The sequence below is a fragment of the Bacillus sp. GW823-FHT06B01 genome, from assembly GCF_058952315.1.
Window position 1 is genome coordinate 446,512 of record NZ_JBXAHR010000004.1, and the last position, 23,701, is coordinate 470,212.

At 35.2% G+C, this 23,701-nt stretch carries 24 protein-coding genes and 2 other annotated features; of the genes, 14 read left to right on the forward strand and 10 right to left on the reverse strand.

The window, feature by feature from the left end:
- Window positions 1-80 precede the first annotated feature (80 nt).
- Complete coding sequence (locus tag AC1Q8N_RS20745; protein WP_493521361.1) at window positions 81-1,775, reverse strand: methyl-accepting chemotaxis protein; 1,695 nt, start codon at window positions 1,773-1,775, stop codon at window positions 81-83.
- Between the two features lie 412 nt (window positions 1,776-2,187).
- Window positions 2,188-3,006: a class I SAM-dependent methyltransferase gene (locus AC1Q8N_RS20750; RefSeq protein ID WP_493521362.1), complete on the reverse strand. Its 819-nt coding sequence runs from the start codon at window positions 3,004-3,006 to the stop codon at window positions 2,188-2,190.
- 114 nt (window positions 3,007-3,120) lie between these two features.
- Window positions 3,121-3,391 (forward strand) — a binding site (T-box leader).
- 51 nt (window positions 3,392-3,442) lie between these two features.
- On the opposite strand from AC1Q8N_RS20750, the gene metG reads away from it, so the two are divergent.
- Entirely contained in the window at window positions 3,443-5,077 is a 1,635-nt protein-coding gene (gene metG, locus AC1Q8N_RS20755) for a methionine--tRNA ligase (RefSeq protein ID WP_493521363.1), read from the forward strand.
- Between the two features lie 41 nt (window positions 5,078-5,118).
- Here metG and AC1Q8N_RS20760 read toward each other — a convergent pair whose 3' ends face one another.
- The 6 genes from AC1Q8N_RS20760 to AC1Q8N_RS20785 form a co-directional block, all read right to left on the reverse strand.
- Complete coding sequence (locus AC1Q8N_RS20760; protein ID WP_000154150.1) at window positions 5,119-5,373, reverse strand: hypothetical protein; 255 nt, start codon at window positions 5,371-5,373, stop codon at window positions 5,119-5,121.
- 72 nt (window positions 5,374-5,445) lie between these two features.
- On the reverse strand, window positions 5,446-6,348 hold the full coding sequence (locus AC1Q8N_RS20765; RefSeq protein WP_098078498.1) for an EamA family transporter: 903 nt from the start codon (window positions 6,346-6,348) through the stop codon (window positions 5,446-5,448).
- A gap of 140 nt (window positions 6,349-6,488) precedes the next feature.
- The gene (locus AC1Q8N_RS20770) at window positions 6,489-7,931 is read right to left on the reverse strand and encodes a sensor histidine kinase (RefSeq protein WP_098078496.1); all 1,443 of its coding nucleotides are present in this window, start codon (window positions 7,929-7,931) and stop codon (window positions 6,489-6,491) included.
- Window positions 7,909-8,574, reverse strand: coding sequence for a response regulator transcription factor (locus AC1Q8N_RS20775; RefSeq protein ID WP_000148835.1), 666 nt, complete (start codon window positions 8,572-8,574; stop codon window positions 7,909-7,911). The genes AC1Q8N_RS20770 and AC1Q8N_RS20775 overlap by 23 nt, the downstream gene beginning before the upstream one ends.
- A gap of 364 nt (window positions 8,575-8,938) precedes the next feature.
- Window positions 8,939-9,400 carry a L,D-transpeptidase gene (locus tag AC1Q8N_RS20780; protein WP_000735054.1) on the reverse strand — a complete coding sequence of 154 codons (462 nt, stop codon included), beginning with the start codon at window positions 9,398-9,400 and terminating at the stop codon, window positions 8,939-8,941.
- A 30-nt stretch (window positions 9,401-9,430) separates the two neighbouring features.
- Window positions 9,431-9,874, reverse strand: coding sequence for a DUF3978 family protein (locus AC1Q8N_RS20785; protein WP_048542378.1), 444 nt, complete (start codon window positions 9,872-9,874; stop codon window positions 9,431-9,433).
- A gap of 414 nt (window positions 9,875-10,288) precedes the next feature.
- Here AC1Q8N_RS20785 and AC1Q8N_RS20790 point away from each other — a divergent pair, with 414 nt between their 5' ends.
- From AC1Q8N_RS20790 to AC1Q8N_RS20810, 5 genes are all read left to right on the forward strand, one after another.
- On the forward strand, window positions 10,289-10,903 hold the full coding sequence (locus AC1Q8N_RS20790) for a DedA family protein (protein ID WP_048542376.1): 615 nt from the start codon (window positions 10,289-10,291) through the stop codon (window positions 10,901-10,903).
- A 218-nt stretch (window positions 10,904-11,121) separates the two neighbouring features.
- Complete coding sequence (locus tag AC1Q8N_RS20795; RefSeq protein ID WP_048542374.1) at window positions 11,122-11,343, forward strand: helix-turn-helix transcriptional regulator; 222 nt, start codon at window positions 11,122-11,124, stop codon at window positions 11,341-11,343.
- Entirely contained in the window at window positions 11,327-12,040 is a 714-nt protein-coding gene (locus AC1Q8N_RS20800) for a DUF3169 family protein (protein WP_098078493.1), read from the forward strand. Before AC1Q8N_RS20795 ends, AC1Q8N_RS20800 begins: the two co-directional genes overlap by 17 nt.
- Before the next feature lie 12 nt (window positions 12,041-12,052).
- Complete coding sequence (locus tag AC1Q8N_RS20805; RefSeq protein ID WP_098078491.1) at window positions 12,053-13,135, forward strand: site-2 protease family protein; 1,083 nt, start codon at window positions 12,053-12,055, stop codon at window positions 13,133-13,135.
- Between the two features lie 96 nt (window positions 13,136-13,231).
- Window positions 13,232-13,372 (forward strand): DUF3985 family protein, encoded by a 141-nt coding sequence (locus AC1Q8N_RS20810; RefSeq protein WP_000404783.1) that lies wholly within the window; start codon window positions 13,232-13,234, stop codon window positions 13,370-13,372.
- A 227-nt stretch (window positions 13,373-13,599) separates the two neighbouring features.
- Here the strand turns inward: AC1Q8N_RS20810 and AC1Q8N_RS20815 are convergent, their stop codons facing one another.
- Window positions 13,600-13,986 (reverse strand): DUF3938 domain-containing protein, encoded by a 387-nt coding sequence (locus tag AC1Q8N_RS20815; RefSeq protein WP_001077770.1) that lies wholly within the window; start codon window positions 13,984-13,986, stop codon window positions 13,600-13,602.
- A gap of 461 nt (window positions 13,987-14,447) precedes the next feature.
- Here AC1Q8N_RS20815 and AC1Q8N_RS20820 point away from each other — a divergent pair, with 461 nt between their 5' ends.
- Window positions 14,448-14,969, forward strand: coding sequence for a GNAT family N-acetyltransferase (locus tag AC1Q8N_RS20820; protein ID WP_098078488.1), 522 nt, complete (start codon window positions 14,448-14,450; stop codon window positions 14,967-14,969).
- Window positions 14,970-15,079: 110 nt separating this feature from the next.
- On the opposite strand, the gene AC1Q8N_RS20825 is transcribed toward AC1Q8N_RS20820, so the two are convergent.
- Window positions 15,080-15,973 carry a YitT family protein gene (locus AC1Q8N_RS20825; protein WP_098078485.1) on the reverse strand — a complete coding sequence of 298 codons (894 nt, stop codon included), beginning with the start codon at window positions 15,971-15,973 and terminating at the stop codon, window positions 15,080-15,082.
- A gap of 276 nt (window positions 15,974-16,249) precedes the next feature.
- Between AC1Q8N_RS20825 and AC1Q8N_RS20830 the strand changes: the two genes are divergently transcribed.
- From AC1Q8N_RS20830 to AC1Q8N_RS20860, 7 genes are all read left to right on the forward strand, one after another.
- The gene (locus AC1Q8N_RS20830) at window positions 16,250-16,534 is read left to right on the forward strand and encodes a hypothetical protein (protein ID WP_000394931.1); all 285 of its coding nucleotides are present in this window, start codon (window positions 16,250-16,252) and stop codon (window positions 16,532-16,534) included.
- A 28-nt stretch (window positions 16,535-16,562) separates the two neighbouring features.
- A complete protein-coding gene (gene yidC, locus AC1Q8N_RS20835) occupies window positions 16,563-17,345 on the forward strand; it encodes a membrane protein insertase YidC (RefSeq protein ID WP_000920534.1) in 783 nt (260 codons plus the stop codon).
- Window positions 17,346-17,474: 129 nt separating this feature from the next.
- Complete coding sequence (locus tag AC1Q8N_RS20840; RefSeq protein ID WP_404520230.1) at window positions 17,475-18,422, forward strand: hypothetical protein; 948 nt, start codon at window positions 17,475-17,477, stop codon at window positions 18,420-18,422.
- A gap of 452 nt (window positions 18,423-18,874) precedes the next feature.
- Window positions 18,875-19,111: a binding site (T-box leader), on the forward strand.
- 65 nt (window positions 19,112-19,176) lie between these two features.
- Window positions 19,177-20,490: an APC family permease gene (locus tag AC1Q8N_RS20845; protein WP_048542362.1), complete on the forward strand. Its 1,314-nt coding sequence runs from the start codon at window positions 19,177-19,179 to the stop codon at window positions 20,488-20,490.
- Window positions 20,491-20,598: 108 nt separating this feature from the next.
- Window positions 20,599-21,783 carry an MFS transporter gene (locus AC1Q8N_RS20850; protein ID WP_493521369.1) on the forward strand — a complete coding sequence of 395 codons (1,185 nt, stop codon included), beginning with the start codon at window positions 20,599-20,601 and terminating at the stop codon, window positions 21,781-21,783.
- 83 nt (window positions 21,784-21,866) lie between these two features.
- Window positions 21,867-22,037 carry a hypothetical protein gene (locus AC1Q8N_RS20855; RefSeq protein WP_046960012.1) on the forward strand — a complete coding sequence of 57 codons (171 nt, stop codon included), beginning with the start codon at window positions 21,867-21,869 and terminating at the stop codon, window positions 22,035-22,037.
- Window positions 22,038-22,456: 419 nt separating this feature from the next.
- Window positions 22,457-23,701 (forward strand): MSCRAMM family protein (locus AC1Q8N_RS20860; protein WP_493521364.1); only part of this gene is annotated, 1,245 nt, incomplete at its 3' end.

Here is a 23,701-nt window from a genome sequence, read left to right on the forward strand (position 1 = left end):
TTTAAGGTGAAAAAAGAGAGACTGTAAATCTCTCTTTTTAACAACTTGGAGCTCATAGAAGTATAAAGGAAAGTTTTGCTTTAAACGTTTGTTTTGAAATGAGAAACGAGAACTTCAAGTTCTTGTACGGTCGTTTTCATTTCAGAAGCTTTTTTAGCAACGACACTCATTTTATTTACTTGGTCACCAGCTGAAGTTGCTGTTTGTGATGTTTCGGCGGCAACTTCATTTGAAATAGAAGCGATGTTATTTAAAGCTGCATTCATTTCTTCTGAACTTGCGGCCATTTCTTCAGCAGTTGCAGACATTTCTTGCATTTGTGTAGAGACTTTATTAATGTGGTTAACAATTTCCGAGAATGAAAGTCCAGCGGTACGAATGACTGTAATTCCTTCCGAAGCCTCTGACTGACCTTGTGTCATCATTTCATTTGCTATTTTTGTGTCAGCTTGAATTTGATGAAGTAAATGGTTAATGTCAGTTGCTGCTAGCTGAGATTGTTCAGCAAGTTTTCGTACTTCATCGGCAACAACGGCGAATCCTTTTCCGTGTTCGCCAGCACGTGCTGCTTCAATTGAAGCATTTAAAGCGAGTAAATTCGTTTGTTCCGCGATATTAGAAATGGATTGAAGTGCAGTATCAATATGATTCGTATGTGTAATGAGTCGCTCTACTACTTGTGATGTAGCGTTAACAGCTTCGTTAATGGTATGCATTTGTGTAATAGATTTCTCAATGACTTTATTCCCACTATCTGCTTTTTCTGAAGTTGTAACAGCTAGGCTAGCAACAGAAGAGGCAGATTCTGCAATACGCTGAACACTCGTTGTCATATCGTCCATTGCAGTTGAACTTTCTTCGATGCTTGAAACTTGTGAACGAATACTATACTCAAGAGCATTCATAGTTTCTTCGGTTTTTGCTGTATTTTCCATAGAAGCAGTGGTTTCGATGAACACATTTTCAGACGCTTCTTTTACACTTGTTGATGTTTGTTGCACTTGTTTTATGATACGTTGTAAGTTAGCGAGCATTTGATTAAAGGAATTAGCGATATCACCAATTTCATCTTTACTCGTTACGTGTAATCTAGCAGTTAAATCGCCGTCTTGAGAAGCTAATTCTTTTAATTTCTCATCAATTTGTCGTATCGGTTTAACGAGTTTACCAGAGAACCACCATGCTAATAAAATAGATGTTAACGTACATGTAATGAGTGAGAAGAAAATAATATATTGAATAAGAGATGAAGAAGACTCTACGTCAGCAATTAATGCGTCACGTTTATCATTTTCTTCATTTGCATATTTAGTAAAACGACTTAAAAGATCGTTTACATAATCGGTTTGAGCTAAAGCGATTTTGGATGCTTCGTCCCATTTTCCTTCGCGAGCGAGAGGGAGGACTTCATTATCTATGACGCTTCGCCATTTTGCGCCCATTAAAATCGCTTCTTTCATTCCTTCTGGAAGTTTTTTATCACTTGTTACCTTCTCTCTAGTGTCAGCAAGTTTTTTTCCTTCTCGGTTGAATTTATCCAATCCTTTTTGATCATGTGACAGTAAATATTCTTGTAAACCGGCAACTTGTGCTTGGAACCAATCACCACGTTCTTTTAAAATTGTTGCTCGTTTTGATACATCATTTTTTAACGTTTCAATTTCGCTTGCTTGGTTCATAGCGAATGAAAGAATAACAATAAGAGCAATACTAAATAAAGAAGAAATGCTTAAGAGTGTGAACAGTAGTTTTTTGCGAATACTAACATATTTCATCGTTACCCCTGCCTTTAAAAACTGTTTATTATAATTTATAAATATTAAGAACGACATTAATAAAAACATCATTATGAAGTTATTAATCTGTTCAATGAAAATTATAGCAGATAATGGAAGATGGCAGATTGATATGAGTAAATGTTCTTAAAATGTATACATTTGTATATCAAAAAGTTCATAAATAAAAATGAGAAATGCTATTGTAATTTGAAATAACATCATGTATACTTCTAATTAGTTGATAACGATTATCAGTATCAACTAATGACATTACTCTTCGTTATGTTGGTCATACCCCTTTTTGACGACGTAAGTCAGAGACGAAATGTTGAAATATCTTGTGTCCTATTCTACAGAATTATGGTAATCTCCAACCTCAACTTATATGCGTGAGCATGCAAAAAGGATCCTATCCGTGAAGGGATCCTTTTTTGCATGCTGTCGCAATTAATGTATATAAACCAGGCACGCGATTTTCAATTTCTTCCGGTGCAGTAGAAGGGAAGACCCACCTTTGATGAGACCCGTGTTCTTCAACTAGTTTTTCAATTTTAAAATGTTCTTCGGCAAGTGTTGTAACAATTTCTCCTAGCGTCCAGCGGCGGATAGTTGTTTTAGGTAGCGATTCTTTCTGTGCTTCTGTAAGAAGGATGCTATAAGCAACATCATCTTCAATCAATTCTTCATCAAAATAATTTCCATTGGCCTGAAATGATGGATGGTCGACTCCTAATAATTTCGTGTAAACAGGATGATAGTCACGAAGGATAAGCATTCCATCTTGTTTAAGTAAGTTAGCAATCTTTTGAAAGAGTGGTTTTAAATCTAAAAAGTAATGAAGTACACCAAGTTCCAGCAATACGACATCAAATGATTCGGAAAGATTTATATCCAGTACATCAGAGACGATGTATTGGATAGAGACACCAGCAGCTTCGGCTAGTTCGGTTGCGTATTTTTCATTACTTGCTGAAATGTCTACAACTGTTACATCGGCTCCTAAAAGAGCAAGAGCAACTGCTTTATTTCCTTTTGATCCGAGTAAATTAATAATACGCTTTCCTTTTGGAGATTGTATGTAAGGTAAATAATGATTTACCTCGCGCACGGGATCTTCCATGAGCTTTTTCGCATAATCCTCTGGCGCCCCGTGGCGATTTGTCCAAGCTTCATAAGCAGCTGCGTTCCAGCTTTTTTCATTAATAGTACTTAGTTGTTTTTGATTCAATCATATCACTCCTTTTGTGAACGTATAGGTATTCGGCAGGAAGGTGAGATTTCCTGTTTTTCTTGAATTAAAGTTTGATTTTTCTGTTATTAAGTCGTAAAATACGTGTTATACGTAAAAGCGTTGAAAAGGAAAAGTAGGATGAACACATTCTTTCCAGAGAGCTTCGGTAGCTGAGAAGAAGCAAGAATATTCATTTGAACAATGGCCTTTGAGCTTCGTCCTGAACTTATCAAATGATAATAGTAGGCGGCGACGAGAGTTGGTACTCGTTATCAAAACCACAGTATAAGAGCTTATAGCTCCGTACTTGATAAGGCTAATTATGTGAGTAATTGGCGAAATAAGGTGGTACCGCGACTGTTTATACAGCCCCGCCCTTATCTTTTTTAAGATAAGGGTGGGGCTTTTTTATATTTAAAAGGAGGAATATAAGATGAGTATTTTTATTGGAGGTGCTTGGCCGTATGCAAATGGTTCGTTACATCTTGGACATATTGCGAGTTTGTTACCTGGAGATATTTTAGCACGTTATTACCGGGCAAAAGGTGAGAATGTGTTGTATGTTTCGGGAAGTGATTGTAATGGAACACCGATTGCAATTCGGGCAAAACAAGAAGGTGTGACGGCGAAGGAAATTGCTGATAAGTATCATGAAGAATTCCAGCGATGTTTTCGTAGCCTTGGTTTTACGTATGATTGCTATACACGTACAGATAGTGAGCACCATCATGAAACGGTTCAAAATGTTTTTTTACGTTTATTAGAAGAGGGACATATTTATAAAAAAACAGTGGAACAAGCATATTGCGAAACGTGTACGCAGTTTTTACCTGATCGTTATGTAGAAGGCGTTTGTCCACATTGTCATGAAGCAGCAAGAGGAGATCAATGCGATGCGTGTTCAGCTATTTTAGATCCACTCGATTTGCTAGAAAAGAAATGTAAGTTATGTGGTAATACGCCGTCTGTACAGGAAACAGAGCATTTCTATTTCGCATTGCATACATTTCAGGAGCAAATTAAAACGGCTGTAGAAAACGCCAAACAAACAGGAACATGGCGAGACAATGCGATTCAACTAACAGAGAGATATGTAAAGGAAGGGTTACAAGATAGGGCCGTATCACGTGATTTACCAATTGGGGTACCAATTCCAGTAGAAGGGTATGAAGATAAGAAAATTTACGTATGGATTGAAGCAGTGACAGGGTATTATTCAGCGAGTAAACATTGGGCTGAAAAAAAAGGGAAAGATGATCAAGAGTTTTGGGATAAAGAAGCGAAAACATATTATGTACACGGAAAGGATAATATTCCGTTCCATTCCGTCATTTGGCCAGCGGTATTACTTGGAATAGGGGAAGGCGCAATTCCACGTCATATCGTTTCGAATGAATATTTAACAGTTGAAAAAAGAAAATTATCTACAAGTAAAAACTGGGCAGTATGGGTGCCTGACATATTAGAACGCTATGATCCAGATTCTATTCGTTACTTTTTAACCGTCAACGCACCAGAAAATCGTGATACTGATTTTTCATGGCGGGAATTTATTTACAGTCATAATAGTGAATTGTTAGGTGCATACGGGAACTTTGTGAACCGGACATTAAAGTTTATTGAAAAATATTATGGTGGTATCTTGCCGAAAGGAAGTATTGATGTAGAGCTGAAAGATAAAGTAGAAGGATTATATAAACATGTAGGAGAGGCGATTGAGCAAACTAAATTTAAGGTGGCACTAGAATCAATATTTGATGCAGTACGTTTTGCAAATAAATACTTTGATGAGAGGCAGCCGTGGAAACAAAGGGAAGATGATCCAGTTTCATGTAAAGAAACCATTTATAACTGTGTGTATCTTATCGCTAATTTTGCAAATCTCCTTGAACCGTTTTTACCATTTTCAAGTGAAAAAGTTAGAAATACATTATCGATTGTGAACCGAAATTGGGAGCCTCAACATACGTTGCCGAATAGAATTGATAGTGTACAGCTCCTATTTGAGCGAATCGATGTAAAGCAAATTGAGCATGAGGTAGGGAAGCTATATGGAGCAGTAAAGTGAGATAGAGAAAAAGACCTTTCAAATAAATGAAAGGTCTTTTGTTATGCAGTAGGATTCTCTTTCTTATCCTTTAAGAAGAAAAGCACAGCAAGGATTACGAGAATAATAGCTGCAATATCATATGTTATTTTGAATGTAGTATTAAAGTTTAAGTACTCCACTAAAGGGGTTTTGACTGCCCCAGCATATATGCAAATGGGAATGAGGAGCAAATCGTAAAATTTCTTTTCTTTCATATATCTTATTAGGAAGAAGATACACATAATGGCAAAAAAGGCTACGCTTAAAATAGTCATTTATACCTCCAAATAGATTTGAAATTATACCACATTGTAACTGCATTTACATTTATATACAAATTTCTATTTTCATGCGCTATGCACGCTACTATGTTTCTTTTCTTTCCTAGCGGTAAGCAGCTGAGGAGTAAAAATTCCAAGTAGTATAAAGATGATCCCAATCCACTGCATGAAGGTTACGACTTCATGTACAAGTGTAATAGAAGCGATAATGGCCGTTGGTAATTCAGCTGCTCCTAGTATTGTACTAAGTCCTGTTCCTACTTTCGGTACACCAATTGAAAAACAAATGACAGGTACGACAACGCCGAACAATCCGAGGAAGAAAGCGTATTTCCAAAGACCGGCTTGCAGGGTACCATCCGTTAAAAAGGTTGGCGGGAAGAATAGGCATACGATAAGAGTAGCACTTGTTGTCATAAGAAAGCTTTTCGTATAAGGTGGTACTTCTGTAGCAACACGCCCACTTGCAAAAACATAGAATGAAAAAGAGACAGCGGCTAATAGACCAAAGATAATACCTTTCGTGGAAAAGTTTTGTCCGAGACCTTCAAAGACACCGCCTGCAAACAATGTTCCAGTAAATAAAATAATGATAGATATAACTTTCTCACGGTTTGGTAATGTTCGATTAGCGATTGCTTCTATAACGACACCAATCCATGTGAACTGGAAGAGTAGGACAACAGCGATAGATGCTGGTAGTTCTTCTACAGAAATAGCGTAGAAGATACCAGTCATACTCATTGTTGTGCCAACTGTTAGTAAGGAAAAGAATTGCTTTTTTGTTACTTTATGACGTGAAACGAAAAGAACGAGCAGAAGAAGCCCGATCCATCCGAAGACATATTGTCCCCCTAATAGTTGATGTGCTGAAAATCCATCAATGAATCCGAGTTTGAAAATAGTTGAAAGTACGCCGTAGCTACAAGCGCCGAATAAAACAAGTAATGAATACTTAAATTTCTCCATGAAAATCCTCCTTTTAAATAATAAAAAACGCCCGCTATCCAAATAAGGATAACGGGCGAACGAAACAGAGTAAGATACTCTACAAAATTCCGCCATTCATACGAAGTATGAATTTGGGGTATGAAATTGTAGTAGGTTTTTTACATTGCTTTTGGGAATACAATAGAACATTTTACACCTTGAGGTGTGTTTTGTATCCCATAAGGAAACTGATGTTTATCTAATATTTGTTTTACAATATATAGCCCAAGGCCACTACCTTGTACTAATCCATGTTTGCCAGGGTTTGCGCGATAGAATGGCTCAAATAAATGGGCGAGTTTATCCTCATCAATTTGTGAACCTGTATTTAATACTTCTAATGCATAACCGTTTGGCTTTTCATAAAGCTTTATATATACATGCTGATGGTCAATTGTGTAATGAATTGCATTTGAAATAATGTTAAAAATAGCAGTTTGAATAAATTTAGGGTCAGCTAAAATTTGTACATCTTGCTTAATGTTAGATTGAACATTTAATTGCTTTACAGATACAAAGTAATCTACTTTCTTCATAACATCCTCAATAATATTAGTTAATGAGATAACTTTTAAATCAGGTTTAAATTGAGGGTTTTGTATTTTGGATAATTCCGACATTTTTTCCGTTAATATGTTAATGTCTTGCATCATTTCATAGGAACGTTTTAAATATTTATCTCTATCTTTATAAGCTCCAATTCCGTGAATCATGCCATCTAGTTGTCCCATAACGGCTGCGATTGGTGTTTTTAATTCATGGGAAACCATAGACATAAATTCTTTACGAGATTGTTCTAATTGTTGTTCCTTTTTGAGTTCATTTCTTAAATCTTGATTGCTTGCATGTAAATTCTTCACTATATTTGGGACCTGTGAAGCAGCTACTTGCAAATTAAAATCTGTTTGATCTGTATTTTTGTTAAGTAGCTTTTTATCTGAGAAATCAAGATTCATAATATCTTTTAAAGCATCACTCATAAATTGAAAAGGTTTGGCAATTAGTTTCGTATAAATTAAAGATCCGAGTAAAGATAATGCAAGCATTGTCGCACCAATATGTGGAGCCAATTGCTGCAGTGCATCTGCTAATTTTGGATAATCTTGTGTATCATTTGTGTTATTTGCTGCATTTTGTTTATGTAAGGCATCATTAGTAGCGACTTGCTTTTCCGTTTCTGTAAGTGGAGCAGAAGTGCTGTTTTTCCCCGCAATATTTTGGGTATGTTCTTTTGCTTTTACAGTTTGGCTAGGCTGCAAAAGGTGATTTATGGCTGTAGAGAGTGCTTTATAATCTATAATAGAAGATTGGAAATTGGAAATCATACTCTCTGAAACAGCCTTACTTTGATTCGTTTTACTTTGGTCGTTTTGTTTGTCTGAATCCGCTTGTTCTGTAGACAGCGCTCCATTTTCTTTTGCAAAACGTTCTTTATCGTAGTTTGAAGCTAGAAAATAAATAATTTGATAAAGACAAAGTGATAAAAGAATACAAAATAATAAGGTTTTGATGAAAATATTTTTGGTGATGTTGTCTGTACTACGATTCGATTTTGTAGCCAATGCCTTTCACCGTTTTAATATAAGGAATCCCTAATTTTTTTCTTAAGTTTTTAATATGTGTATCTATAACTCTTACATCACCATAATGTTCATAGCCCCATACCTTATTCAGCAAATCACTTCTTGATAATACTTTTCCCCGATTTTGCAGTAAAGTATATAAAATTTCAAATTCTTTTGTTGTTAATTCAATTTGATTACCATGAACATAAGCGGCATAGGCTGTAGAATTTAACATCAATTCATGGAATTGTAGTATAGTTGCAGCTTCTGCTTCCTTCGTTGCTGCCCTTCTTAATACAGCCTCTACACGTTTAATAAATACGGTGTAATGGAACGGTTTCGTAATATAGTCATCAATACCTAACTCAAATCCTTTAATTTCACTTTCTTCATTATGTAAGCCTGTTAACATAATGATCGGTACATCAGATTGTCCTCGCATAATTTTACAAATACTATAGCCATCTATATCTGGTAACATCACATCAAGGAGGACAAGATCGTATGAATTTTTTTGGAAAAGAAGAATACCTTCTGTTCCAGCGCCAACGACATCAACAGTAAAGTTTTGTGCCATTAGAAATTCACGAATCAGTTCTTGTATATCTGGGTTGTCTTCAATCACCAGTATATGCGTCATAGTAACACCTCCTAAATAACGCTTTTTACTGCAATATTCGAATTCATCATTTTTTGGATAACTCAAATTGTTTATACATATAATAAGCCCCCGCTATAAAGTCATCATGAAAGTAGCAAGGGGAATGGTTTAGAGAAACTGAATATTTCAGAATTACATTAGTTCTATTATAGTATGTATTGTAAAATTTATAAAATATTATAACTGTATAATTTTAATATCCATGTTTATCAATGTTTTGATATTGCTTAACGAAACCTATTCTTATTATATATGTAAATACAGTTGTTTTGCTACTGTAAATGAATAAATAAAATAAGCCAAGATATAAAATTCTTGGCTACACATAAATCTTGTTTTTAGGTTATTTTACAGTGACGGTAGCTTGCTGCTGAATACGCTCAAATAACCAGTGTATATCATTGTTATACATACGAATACAACCAAGTGTTGTCCATTTGCCGATTGCTTGATTATTGTTAGTACCATGAATCGCATAAGTTGTTCCGTAAGTTCCTGCCATGTTTAGTCCGAGCCAACGGTCACCAAGTGGATTACGTGGATCGCCGCCTTTAATTTTTCCTGTATAGTAAGGACGGTTTTTAATTTTATTAACGATTTGAAAAGTACCTTTAGGCGTAGGTGTGGCTGCCTTTCCAGTAGCTACAGTAAAACTCTTTATAAATTGTCCGTTTTGATAATAATCCATTTTATTTAACTGCGTATTCACGATAAGCTGATCGTTTGTTGTAGCTGCCTCAGCATTTGTGAATGGAATAGTTAAAAATCCTAATGATAATAGTGCGCTTAATAATAGTTTTTTCATTATATTCTCCTTTTTGCTATTGTAATAGTCTTACATACAATGAATTTGCAATCCTCGTAATACTTTATTTACATTTTCATCTAATGTTTCAAAGAAGGTAGTAATCTTTGGATTTTGTTTGTTGTTTTTATCAATAAGTAATCTTTCATTTAGTAAAAGTTCACCATGTAGTCCAAAACTTTGAACTTGAATATTTAGCTCATCTTCAGTTTCAGAAATAATTGGTAAGAAGTAGTGGAAAGCTTTCGTTGGAATGATGTAACTTTTACCAATCATGCTTTCTTGATTTGAATTAATCCATTTTTTCGTAACAATCTTAATGTTCTTTTTTGAAACGATAAAAGACAGTGTTGTAGATTTTATTAAACTTACGTCAAATTCACTTGTTTCACATATGTGTAAATTAAAAACGGTTTCATTTTGATGAGATTCAACATTTGTATTAATAAAATCATGCATTTTATAAGCTTCCATTTCTTATTCACCCTTTTTTCAATTTCGAAAAACTACTTATATTTATTCAATTTAATGCTTAGTCATATATTAGTTAAATTTTTCAACAAATTCCGATATAATCTTACAATACGTATATGAAGCTAATATGAAGTTAGTATGAGTTTGTGGTGGTTTTTTATTGAGAACAAAATAAGGTGACTTTTAAGTGTTAAAAACTGGATAAAAAATGCATATTAACGCCCTTGTGTCGTCTTATATATAGTTGTTAGCTTATTTTAAAACGATAATGGATAGCAGCAAATAATGAACAGAAAACTTTAGTGTGAGCCTTACAAAAATGTAATAAAAATGTAAGCTATTGTGATAGTTATTTCGACAATTTTTTTATACAATAATAGTAAGAAGTTGTACGTGATTGAAAGGAGAGATGACATGGAATGGGTTCATGAATTATTTCAGCAGTACGGGTACTATGTTGTACTTGTTGGTTTGCTGTTAGAATATATTGCACTTCCGTTTCCGGGAGAGCCAACGTTAGCATATGCGGGGTTTTTAGCACAGAAGGGCGATTTAAGTTTACCAATTTTAATTATCCTATCCTTTATTGGGACAAGTGTAGGAATGACAATTCAATACTTTTTAGGAAATAAATTAGGTATGCCCTTTATTCAAAAGTATGGGAAATACGTATTTTTAACACAAAGAAAAATCGACTTAACAAGAATGTGGTTTGATAAGTATGGATACTTCCTTATTTTTATCGGCTTCTTTATTCCTGGTGTACGTCATTTTACAGGATATTTTGCAGGAATTATTAACTTACCATTCCGTCGTTTTGCGATTACAATTTACTCAGGTGCTCTATTTTGGGTATCATTCTTCTTAATCGGTGGTTACTGGTTAGGTGGCAACTTACATGATATTTTTGGAGTGCTAGAAGATCATATCGGTAAAATCATTGTTGGAGTTATCGTTATCGTAGCAATTACGTTAGGAGTACGTTTCCGCAAACAGCTAAAACGAGTATTGTTACAAAACGCAAGTTAATATGGAATCCATTCTATGTCAGAATTTAGGAAGGCAGTGCAGACGCACTGCCTTTTTATTTTATGTTCCAATCTATTTTAATGAGATTTTGTTAGTTCATCTGTTTAAAATTATATAGATTATATTGTCAATTATTAACGTCAAAATGACAATTATAATTGACAAAAATAAGGACATTATTTACAATTTTAATTAAATAAATGAAAAAGAGGGAAGACATGAAGCTTCAAAATCGAGTGAGGGAATTGCGAGCAAAGCATCGTTTATCACAAGGGGATTTAGGGAAAGCGATAGGATCATCACGGCAAACGATTAGTTTAATTGAGCGCGGGGATTATGCACCATCTATTGTATTGTCGCTAAAAATCGCACACATTTTCAACGTACCGGTGGAGGAAATATTTACGTTAGTGGAGGGGGAAGATGGAGATGAAGAGTAAAGTAAAGGGGAAAAATTTGACTATACTGAAGTTGTTAGTAGGAGTGGTATGCGGTGGGGTTATAGGGTATGTAGTAGGAGATATTGCAACAGAGGGAACTAGTAAAATATCTCCTGTTATTAGCATTGGCATGATGAGTTTATTTGGCGTAATAGCTATATATTATATTTGGAAGCGTACAAGAGCGCTCGCACAAACGAAAGATGAAGAAGAAAATGTTAAGGGACGAAGATTAGGAATAGCACTTATTTATTTTCGAGTAATGGAAATTGTTATTCCATCATGGTTTGTTTGCTCAGTTATCGCTTTTTATAGAACGTATAAAAGTGAGGGAAGCTTGCTCTTTGTTAGTGTAAATATTGTGGTATCTACAGTGTGCTTTATTGCTATAACTTGGTTAGGATCTGTAATGAGGAAAAGGTATAACGCTCTATATCCAGAACAGAGTGTTACGTATTCTCAGTCAATGGAAATGTGGGCAAAGAATGCAGATGAAGGGCAAAAACAAATTGTTCATGAAGCGGGATATAAGGCATACCAATATACAAATATGACACTTGCCTGTGCGTGGTTAGCGGCGATTGTGTATGCACTTTTAGATGGGAAAGATTATTTTATGGTCATTATGATTTCGTTCGTTTGGGTATTACATGTTGGAACATATATGTACGAAATGCATAGAAAAATGATTTATTAAGGGGAGAAAAAGGTGGATATTTTAAGAAGGCCAGCTGGTTCACTGACAGTGGCGCTCATTCTGTCCATTTTATACGGAGTGATCCGAACTGGGAAATTAGAAACAATGTTGAATATATGGGCATTATTGGGGATTTTTCTGGCAGTGGTAATCATTCATGAGTTAGGACATGTCGTATTCGGTGTAATAGGTGGTTTGACATTTAAATTTATGACAGTAGGGCCTATTACTGTTCAAAAAGAGAAGGGGAAAGTACGCATTCGAGAAAATAAATTATGGGCGTACTTCGGAGGCGTGGCAATGTTAATACCGCCTTCTATAGTAACACCTAACCTTTCAAAAAAATGGGCATGGATGACTTTAGGTGGACCAATTACAAGTTTACTATTTGGTATTACTTTTGGTTACATATACATGGTGAGTTATTATCAATATCTGTTATATTTTTCTGTTTTCCATTTTATCATTTTTGCGGTTACAATCGTGCCGATAAAAGGAACGCTTATGAGCGATGGTATGCAATTTCTCATTTTAATTAAAGATGATGGAAAGGCGAGGCAGCATTTATATAATATTCAAGTATCAAGTGAGTTATTTAGTTATAAGAGGCCGAAAGATTGGGATAAGAGATTAGTAGAACTTACCGAAGATAAAATAAAAGAACATAAAAGTATAAGAGAGATCATGAGCGGACTTATGCTTGTCTTCCTTGCCCGGTCGGATCAAAAGGGAATGGAAAAAGCGATACCGTATGTAGAACAAATCGTGAAACTCCCTGTAACGAAAGAAAATAAATTTTTCGTTAGTAGTTTTCATAGTTGGTATCTTTTATATAAAGCTCTTTATGAGATGGATCGTCTTTCTCTGCAAGAAGCGAAGGAACATTGGAAGGCCATTACAAAAATAGACTTACATGGGTATTATCGAGCACAAGCAATTGTTACATATGCAGAGAATGATTTAGAAGCTTCCCGTATGTATATGAAGAAAGCCGATAAAGAATTACAGAATGCTGAAAAGAATGAACTGGGATATTTACAATTAGAGAGAGAATGGTTTGAGCAGTTGAAAGAGAGGGTATCTTACGATGGGTAAGGTATCCTCTTTTTTCTATGTCGTCTTCTGCCGTTCCATAAAAAGTCTGTAGCGAGTAAAATAAGATAAGAAGAGCAAAGCTTGGAGGAATTCTAGATGGAAATTTTAACGATTATTTTAATAGTCTTGCTCATTTATGCTGTTTTTAAAGTAGCATATGTGGCATTAAAGATACTCGCGATCCTATTAGTTATCTTTTTAATCGTAGAGTTCGGCAGTAAATTGCTTGGGGGATAGGGTATGTTGTACGCTTTGAGTGTCGAAGCGTCGATATAATGAAAAAATCGCCGATATAAGTGGAGAAATGATCGATATAATGAAAAAATCGTTGATATATTTTAGTGAATACTGAATGGGGTATGTGGAAAAGAAGTTGCCGTGGGGGTAGCTTCTTTTTATTTTAGTGATGGGGTATGAACAGGAAAGAGTAACAAAACAAAAAAGCTGGAAGAGTATCTTCCAGCTTACGAGTTACTTTCAATTTGGCGACCGTTCTCCTCTTCATTGTCTTGTAAAAGGTTGAATACGTCTGCTAGGCAGAATGCAATGAACCAAGTCCATAGACCGTGGAAGAAAGCTGAGCTTAATTGAAGTGGTAATGTATAGTTAGTCATTGAGTAGGAGATACATCCGCCAACGATTCCGATCATTGTTAATAACATTGTTTTTTGCGCATTTTCTTCTGGATTGAAGAGGAAGAAAATGTATCCACCTAAAATTGAAGCGCTTACAAGCGTTTCGATTCCATTAAAAATGATATTCTCTCCAAGCTGAGTGTTTGTCCAGAAGCAGATTGTTCCGCCGATAATAGCAAACAGGACGGCTATTGTATATCTTATATATTGATTCATATGTTCATCTCCTTATGTAATAAGATGATTTGGAAGTCAAAAAGGTAGGTATAGTATATTGAAGTGAATTTTAGTTGTACGTATCTTTTTATAAAAAGATCATGGAAGAATAACTAAGATGATCGGTTTTTTAAACCGTTACGTGTATGGTGTCTGAAATATACCTGACTGCTCGTTTCTTTTTGCTTGTAAAAATAAGAGAAACTTCCAAGTCTATATACTCTTTTTTTGTGAGTCTGCTTTCATTATAACACATTTAGGGCCACAATAATAGAATTATCTGATTTTGTAATAAGTGTAAAAAATAAAAATCGCAAGGAAATACCACTAACAATGCAGTTTAGTGGAAGAAGGATTTTAATTTATTATGATGAAATATGTAATCAAGGTGAGGTCTAAGAAGGAGGATTAAATACTATAAAAAATGTTTTGTAGCATGAATGTAAGGGAGGAGAGCTAACTTGGAGATCACAACAGAAAGATTAATAATTAGACCTTTTAAGAGTACTGATTTACAGGATGTATTTGCTATTTATAATAATGATGATACATGTAAGTTCCTATTACATAATAAGTGGACTCATGAAGACATGCAGAAAAAATTTAATAAGAAGCTAGTAAATAATGTACTTACTAAAGAATCAATATTAAGTTTGGCAGTTATATACAAGACTAAAGTAATTGGTGATTTATCCGTATGGTACACAAATATGAAAGACACTGTTGAGATTGGTTATAGTTTTTCAAATGAAGTAGCTGGGAGAGGTTTGGCAACAGAAGCAGTAAATAGTTTGGTATTTAAATTATTTAATGAATTTCATGTACATCGTATACAAGCTAATCTTGATGCACGTAATACAGCTTCACAAAAATTGTGTGAACGAATAGGCATGAGAAAGGAAGCCCATTTCATACAAGATTTTTGGAGTAAAAATGAATGGACAGATAGTATTGTATACGGAATGCTATCCTCCGATTTGTAGTAATAAACTTCGTGATTTTATTATGCTAAAGGGTGCGTTAGTTGAATAACAAAGGGCATAACATATTATATATGACTAATATGTTATGCCCTTTCATGTATTAACCTTTTTTATATGCGTTTGAAACGGCCGACAATTTCAACTGTTTCAGTAATGTTCATGAATGCTTTGTTATCCACTTGACGGATAATACGTTTCATTTCGCCTAACTCATAGCGAGTCACGACAGTGTAAATCATTTTTTTCTTATGGTTTGTATAGCCGCCGACAGCATCTACCATTGTCACACCGCGTATGCCGCGATGCAATAGTGCGCTTTTTATTTCCTCGCCTTTTTCTGTAACTGTCATTATCGTTAATTTAATATGTTTCGTATGCACAGCATCGATAACTTTGCTGACTACAAACCGGCTAATTAACGTATAAAGCGTAATATCCCATCCGAAAATAAATCCTGCTGCAACAAGTAAGATTAAGTTGAATCCAAAGATGATTGCTCCAATTGAAATATCTCGATGTTTCGCTACAATCAATCCAACAACATCGAAGCCACCTGTTGAAGAAGCAAATCGGAATATGATTCCGGAAGCTGCTCCGCAGATTACACCACCAAATACAGAAGACAGTAAAATATCGTCTGAAACTTGGTGTACCGGGATAATGTTCATCGCTAACGATGATATAGCTACAAAGTACGCTGTTAAAAAGGTTGTCTTCTTGCCTAAGTAAAAGTGACTTAAAATAAGAAGAGGAATGTTTAGTAAAAAGATAAGTGCACCGATATTGTAGTGCATTAAATAACCGATAATCATCCCTACACCAGCGAAGCCACCGCTAATCATGTTATGCGGGATAAAGAACATATTCATAGAAATTGCATACAAAATAGAGGCTACGAAAATAACAACCAACTGTATGATAAATTCTAAGTGAAATGTTTTAGCTGCTGGGAAGGATAAAAAGGCGGTGTCGGGAACGTAATCGGCGTCTCCTAGTTGACCCATAGTATGTTTCATCTCCATATTCATTATTGATTACAAGAAGAGAATAAAGGTTTTTTCAAAAACTGGCAATAGTTTTATTATAATGCGAAAATTTTATAAATTTCTAACAAATTAAACCTATACAAGGATACGTGTGAATATACTAAAGAAAGCGAATACATTAGTTTTTTAGCATAGTTTTCTTGAGAAAATATGCAAAATACTTTTTTGACGATAAAAGGAAATAGAGAATATTTGCCCGATGTGCTAAAATGACCTTATTAAGGATGTGAAGCGATGGAATTTTTATTGCAGGATGCAATTCTATATATATCGTTTGTAACGACAGCACTTTGTTTATTAGAAGTTTTCTTCCTTGCTAACGTTTCTCGCTTTGTGCGTCAGCAAGCATCAAGCGGTAGACAAAGAGCTTTTAAACTAGTTAATACGTGTGAAGAGGGTACTGGTAATGTATCGCTTTTCTCTATTTTTTATAAATATGGAATGATTCGTTCTGTGCGCAGACAAGAATCCAGTGAAGAGAATGACGAGGTCGGTCCGTATACACCAATGTTTCGCTAAATAATTACGAAACATTGGAGGAATGAACATGTTAAAATCATACCGAGCTGTGCTCGTTAGTTTATCATTATTACTTGTTTTTGTTTTATCTGGTTGCAGTAATGCAGCCCCAATTGATGCACATAGTACGGGAATTTGGGATCATTATTTCGTATATCCAATCTCGTTTATGATTCAATTTGTTGCTCATCATATACCGGGAGCTAGCTTCGGGATTGCTATCATTATTATGACGCTCGTTATTCGTTCAGCAATGATTCCATTAGCTGTTTCACAATATCGTAGTCAAGCGAAAATGAAGAAAATGCAACCTGAACTGCAGAAGCTGAAACAAAAATACGGTGATGTGGGTAAAGATCTTGAAAAACAAAAGCAGTATCAAAAGGAAATGTCGGAACTAATGAAATCAGGCGGTTGGAATCCACTAGCTGGTTGCTGGCCACTATTAATACAAATGCCGATTTTCTCTGCTTTGTATTATGCGATTAGCCGAACAGAAGAGATTCGCACATCGTCATTTTTATGGGTGAACTTAGGACATGCAGATCCTTATCATATATTACCGATTATCGCAGCGTTAACGACATTTATTCAGATGAAAGTTTTCCAATCTAATATTACACCTGGAGAACAAGTACAGATGCTGAAAGTGCAGCAAATTATGATGCCAGCAATGATTCTATTTATGGGATTTGCGGCGCCATCAGGACTTGTGTTGTACTGGATAACGGGTAATTTATTTACAATGACACAAACAATTGTATTAAGAAGAATAATGGAACGTGAAGAATTACAATTACAAAAAGCTTAGAACAACGCCGCTCGGGATGAGCGGCGTTTTTTTGTTAAGTCGTTAAGGAAATGTTAAGAAACCAACATTACTATAGGAATTGTATACGAAAGTGTACATGCTTTAGAAATATGAAGGAGGAAATTTCCTATGAAGAAGAAAACAGTTGGGTATTTAGCGATTGCAGGTGCTTTATCATTCGGAATCATTGGAGGAGTCGGTATTCCGGCATTCGCGGCAACGAATACTCAAGCAGCTGAGCAGTCTACAAAAACAGCGAAAAAAGATTTAGATGACGCTACAAAACAAAAAGTAAAAACGATTATGGACGATACAAAGAAACAGTTGAAGGAGTTAGGTGTAAAGCTTCCAGAGAAACAAAAACGTAAAGATATGTTTGCGGGATTAGATGATCAAACGAAAGAAAAAGCGAAATCGATTTTAGAGCAAGAGAAATCTGGGAAATTAACAAGTGAACAAGCGCAAGAGGAATTAACGAAGTTAGGCGTGAAAATGCCAGAGAAGGGTAAGCATGGAGATATGTTCGCTAACTTAGATGAAGCAACAAAAGAAAAAGCGAAATCAATCTTAGAACAAGAGAAATCCGGCAAACTAACACGTGAACAAGCAAAAGAAGAATTAACAAAACTAGGCGTGAAGTTCCTAGAAAAGGGTAAGCATGGAGATATGTTCGCTAACTTAGACGAAGCAACAAAAGAAAAAGCGAAATCAATCTTAGAACAAGAGAAATCCGGCAAACTAACACGTGAACAAGCAAAAGAAGAATTAACAAAGCTAGGTGTGAAACTTCCAGAGAAAGGTAAGCGTAAAGACATGCTTGCTGACTTAGATGAAGCAACAAAAGCAAAAGCAAAGTCTATTTTTGAACAAGAAAAATCCGGGAAATTAACTCATGAGCAAGCAAAAGAAGAATTAACAAAGCTAGGTGTGAAACTTCCAGAGAAAGAGAAGCATGAAGACATCTTTGCGGGATTAGATGAGACAACGAAAGAAAAAGCAAAAGCGATTTTAGAGAATGAAAAGAAACAATTAGAGGAATTGAACGTTGATTTACCGCACCATAAAGTGAAACTTTAATCAGTGGTGCATTTCCACTGATTATTAGTTGAACCAATCGGGCTTTTACGGGCAGTTAATATTCCAACTTCATCCTTGTATTCGCTGGATTTTAAGGTGGAAGTTTTACTGCCCGTTAATGCGGGGGAAATTTTTTATGAAAAAAGATGAGAAATAATTGAGTGAAGTCGTATCTTCCGTGTGGGCAACCGGAAGGTATGTATGTGAGGAGACTTTCTTTTAGAAAGTCTCCTCTTACTTATTGTCGTTTTTTGTTGGTAAATTGATATATTTTGAAAATCGCTGAGATAATTTTTACCGCTACGCTGTTCCAAAGATAATGGGGAATTAGAGAAATATTATAGCTTCTGTTATAATATAAGAAGAGAAACATTTCTTATGTTATATAAAAAAAATATATTGATTTTTTCTAACAATTCAATATAATGAACAATAACTACAAAATTCGACATCAAGAAGTGATGATGAGGACATGATCAATTTTTTACGATTCTCAGAGAGGGAAGCCTTTGGCTGTGAGCTTCCTAATACGGAAAAATGGATTACCACCTCTGAACTGCAGCAGTGAACGGATACCTAGTAATTGCTTGCCGGCAAAAACCGTTATTTAGACTTGAGAAATTGGTGAAGTATGTTACTTTACGAATTGAAACAAGGGTGGAACCACGAATATAACACTCGTCCCTTTTTTAGGGAGGAGTGTTTTTTTATTTCATTTTTGCATCACACTAGAATTGGAAGGAGGATACGCAGCATGCATCATGATGAGAAGAATAAAATTGGTTTAACAGTAGCACTTTCTATCGTAGTAGGAACGATTATTGGATCTGGTGTGTTTATGAAGCCAGGGAGCGTATTAGATTACTCGGGGAGTTCTAATATGGCTATTCTTGCTTGGGTAATTGGTGGTCTGTTGACGTTAGCAAGTGGTTTAACAGTAGCTGAAATTGGAGCGCAAATCCCGAAAAATGGTGGGTTGTATACGTATTTAGAGGAGATTTACGGAAGTTTTTGGGGATATTTATCAGGCTGGATGCAAACAATTGTTTATGGACCAGCTATTATTGGAACATTAGGATTGTACTTTAGTTCTTTAATGATTAATTTTTTCTATTTAGATAAAGTATGGAATTTACCAATTGCTATTGGAACAGTTGTGTTCCTTGGCGTTGTAAATAGTATGGGAACAAAATATGGAGGTATCGTCCAAACGGTTACGACAATTGGAAAGATGATTCCAATCGTATTAATTGTTGTGTTAGGTTTTTGGAAAGGAAATAGCGATATCTTTAATGTAGTAGTGCCGATATCAGAAAATCAAAGTATTGGTATGGCAATTTTAGCAACATTATTTGCTTATGACGGCTGGATTCTACTTGCTTCGATTGGCGGAGAAATGAAGAATCCAACAAAGCTATTACCGAAAGCGATGACAGTTGGGATTTTAATTGTAACGGCTGCTTACGTACTAATTAACTTGGCATTATTAAATGTGTTACCAGCAGCGAAAATTGTAGATCTTGGAGAGAATGCAACAGCGACAGCTGCGGGCATGCTACTTGGAGAATATGGCGGGAAAATCATTAGTATCGGTATTATCGTTTCTATTTTCGGTTGTTTAAATGGAAAGATTTTAACGTTCCCACGTATTCCGATGTCTATGGCAGAGCGTGGACACCTTCCGTTTTCTAAGTTTATCGCAAAGGAAAGTCCAAGATTTAAAACACCAGCAAATGCGATTACTGTTGAAATCATTTTAGGAATTATTTTAATGGTTATTAGTGATCCGAATAAGCTATCTGAGATTTCCGTATTCATTATTTATATTTTCTATGTAATGACGTTTATTGGTGTCTTCATTTTAAGAAAACGTAACAAGAATAAAGAGCGTGCATACAGTGTACCGTTATTCCCAATCGTACCAATCATCGCGATTTTAGGATCATTGTTTGTACTTGGAAGTGCGATTATTAATGATCCGGTAAGTTGTTTCTTATCAATTGGAATTGTATTTACTGGACTGCCGGTGTATTGGTATTTAAATAAGAAGAACAAAACTAGTGTTTAATAATTAGAAGGCAGGCGTATGATACGCCTGTTTTTTTATTGTAAAAAAATTGTACTTGTGTTCAATTTCTTTTTTGGTTACTATAGTCGTAGTAACCAAAAAGAAAGCGTGGGGAAAGACTTGAATTTTCGTGTGTATATTTTAGCTATCGCGGCTTTCGTAGTCGGAACGGTTGAGCTAATTATAGGAGGAACGCTCGATCTAGTTGCCAATGATTTAGGGGTATCTATTAGTGCAGCTGGTCAGCTTATAACAATATTTTCAGTAGTATTTGCTTTATCAGGTCCGGTTTTATTAGCGATAACTGGAAAATTTGAAAGAAAAAGATTATACGTTGGGGCATTATCAATTTTCTTAATCGGAAATATTATTTCAGCATTTAGTGTGAATTACGGGATGTTAATGTTCTCAAGGGTTGTTTGTGCAGCGAGTGGTTCGCTTATTATTGCACTGTCAGTAACACTTGCTTCTAGTGTTGTAGAACCGCATTTTCGTGCGCGTGCCATTGGAATCATTTTTATGGGGATTAGTGGATCACTTGTACTTGGAGTACCACTTGGACTTGTACTTGGAAATGCATATGGATGGCGTGCACCATTTGTATTAATTTCGGTATTAACAGTTATAGCAATCGCTTGTATTTCATTATTCTTAACGAAAGTACCACCGACATCAGTGTTATCAATAAGAGAACAAATTGCTACGTTAAAAGATAAAAAAATCGTAAGTGCACAGTTAACATCATTTTTATTTTTAACGGGTCATTTAACACTATATGCATATTTAACACCATTTTTAAAAGATGTGATGCATGTTGAAGCGGATTGGATTAGTGTATTTTACTTCATTTTCGGAATTGCAGCAGTACTTGGAGGCGGCCTTGGGGGCTTGCTTGCTGATAAATGGGGATCGAAGAAAAGTATTATTTCAATTATTATTGTATTTGCGTGTGCGATCTTCATATTGCCGATGATGACATTCTCATTCCCGCTCTTTATTATTATGATGGGACTTTGGAGTATGCTGAGCTGGGCTATTTCACCAGCACAACAAAACTATTTAATTGAAATTGCGCCAGAATCGGCTGGTATTCAGCAAAGTTTAAATAACTCTGCGCTTCACTTAGGAATTGCGCTCGGTTCAACAGTAGGCGGAGTTGTTATTGAAAAATCATCTGTTATATATAATGCTTGGGTAGGTGGCGGCTTTATTATATTAGCTCTGCTTTGTGCGATTTTCTCTATTACGAGAGGACGTTCTACTCAGTTCGTGAAAGAAGAATCTATCGTTTGATAGGTTCTTTTTTTAAAATTGTAAAATTTTGCAGGTTTTAGTGGATATGTGGAGAAAGTTGTATGTAGCGAGGTGATGGGAAAATGATGTTCAATTTCTCTATATTTGGTATGATACTTGCACTATTACCGATAGTGGTAGTTGTTTTTGTATTAAGATGGATTCGTTTCATCTATCAAAATTCAGAGAAACAAGTGGAGCAAAATGAGAAAATAATTAAGTTGTTAATGGAGATAAAAGAAAAAGATAAGTAATATATATTCGTTTAAAATTTGTTTCTCATAAGTTATGAAGGCACTTATAAAGTGAAACTTTAATCAGTGGGGGTTTTCTTCATCCCCCACTGATTATTAGTTGAACCAATCGGACTTTAATGGGCAGCCCGACCCCTACCTAACTTCTTTGCTTTCGCTGAATTTGAGGTGGGGGTCTTACTGCCCATTAAAGTGGGATAAAGTGCTTTTTTATTATGTTTGAAAATTTAAAATATGTAATATTCATTTGTCAATAGCAGCATGAGAGCAAATAATTTTAAAGTTGCTTATTACTTTGGAACTTTCTCAACAATTCGACAAGATACTACAAAAAAACCACCTATTCTCTTTTTTTACTATAAGTACAATGAAACAGTAAGATTGCTTCATACAGAAATTTACATATGGTGGTGGAGAGAATGAAACGAAAGATGGTAGGAAAATGGTTTAGTTTTTTAAGTGCTCTTATTATTTTATTAGGAATTGCAATGCCACAAGTAAAGGCAGAAGTAATGAACAGAGAAACATATAAGATGGATTGGAGCTATAGTAAGTCGAAACAGCGTGAAATAAAGACCGAAATAATTAAAACGGCTTCGGGTAGTATTGCGTATTGTTTAACGCCTGATTTACGTTCACCCAATGGGGATGATTTGCCTGAGATGGGGAAAACATCTGATTCTGTATACCGTGTTTTATTGAACGGATATCCTCAAAAAAGCCCATCTGAATTAGGTGTAGCGACAACGGAAGAAGCGCATTATGCTACACAATTAGCGGTATGGATTGCAGCAAATGAATTAACGGTAGAAGATTTAGTTGCAAAAAATGAACGAGTACATAATCTTATGAAGCGTTTAGTAGAGGCTTCAAAACAAGAAACAGGATCACAAGATGTATTTTTTAAAGTTAATCCTGTAGATCCACAAACTGCTACACAAAAAGGTGATTATTTAGAAACAGGATTTTATGCAGTGCAAACAAATGCAGTTTCTGGCTCTTATACAATACTTCCTGAAGGTGCTCCTAAAGGGCTTCGAATTGTAAATGAAAATGGAGAAGAGAAAAGTATATTATCAATTAACGAAAAATTTAAAATTTTAATCCCGAAAAATATGAGTAGTGGTAATTTTAAAATGAAAGTAAAGTCTAATTTAACAAATTTACAAGCAATAGCTTTTAAAGGGTCGGAAAAAGTTCAAAATACAACGGTATTGTTACAAAGAAATAGTGAGAAAATCAGTACAGATTTAGTTGTAAATTGGGAATCAGTAGGCTCTTTAAAGATTATGAAATTAGGAGAAAAAAAGGAATTATTAAAAGGGGCGGTGTTTGAAGTTTCTAATGAAAACTTTAAACAAAATGTCACGACTAATGATAAGGGGATTGCGGAGCTAGGGAATCTTCCAATCGGTATATATAGCGTCAAAGAAATTCAAGCGCCAGCTGGATATGTGTTAGACGGAAGTATTAAAAAAATTGAAGTGAAAACTGGTGAAACTGCTGTATTAGAGTTGAAAAATGAAAATATAAAAGGTGAACTAGAAATAACGAAAGTAAATATAGCGGATGGGAATACAAAATTACCAAATGCAGAGTTTACAATCTACAACGAACAAGGGAAAGAAGTAGTAAAAGGGAAAACGGATGAAAAAGGTGTAGCG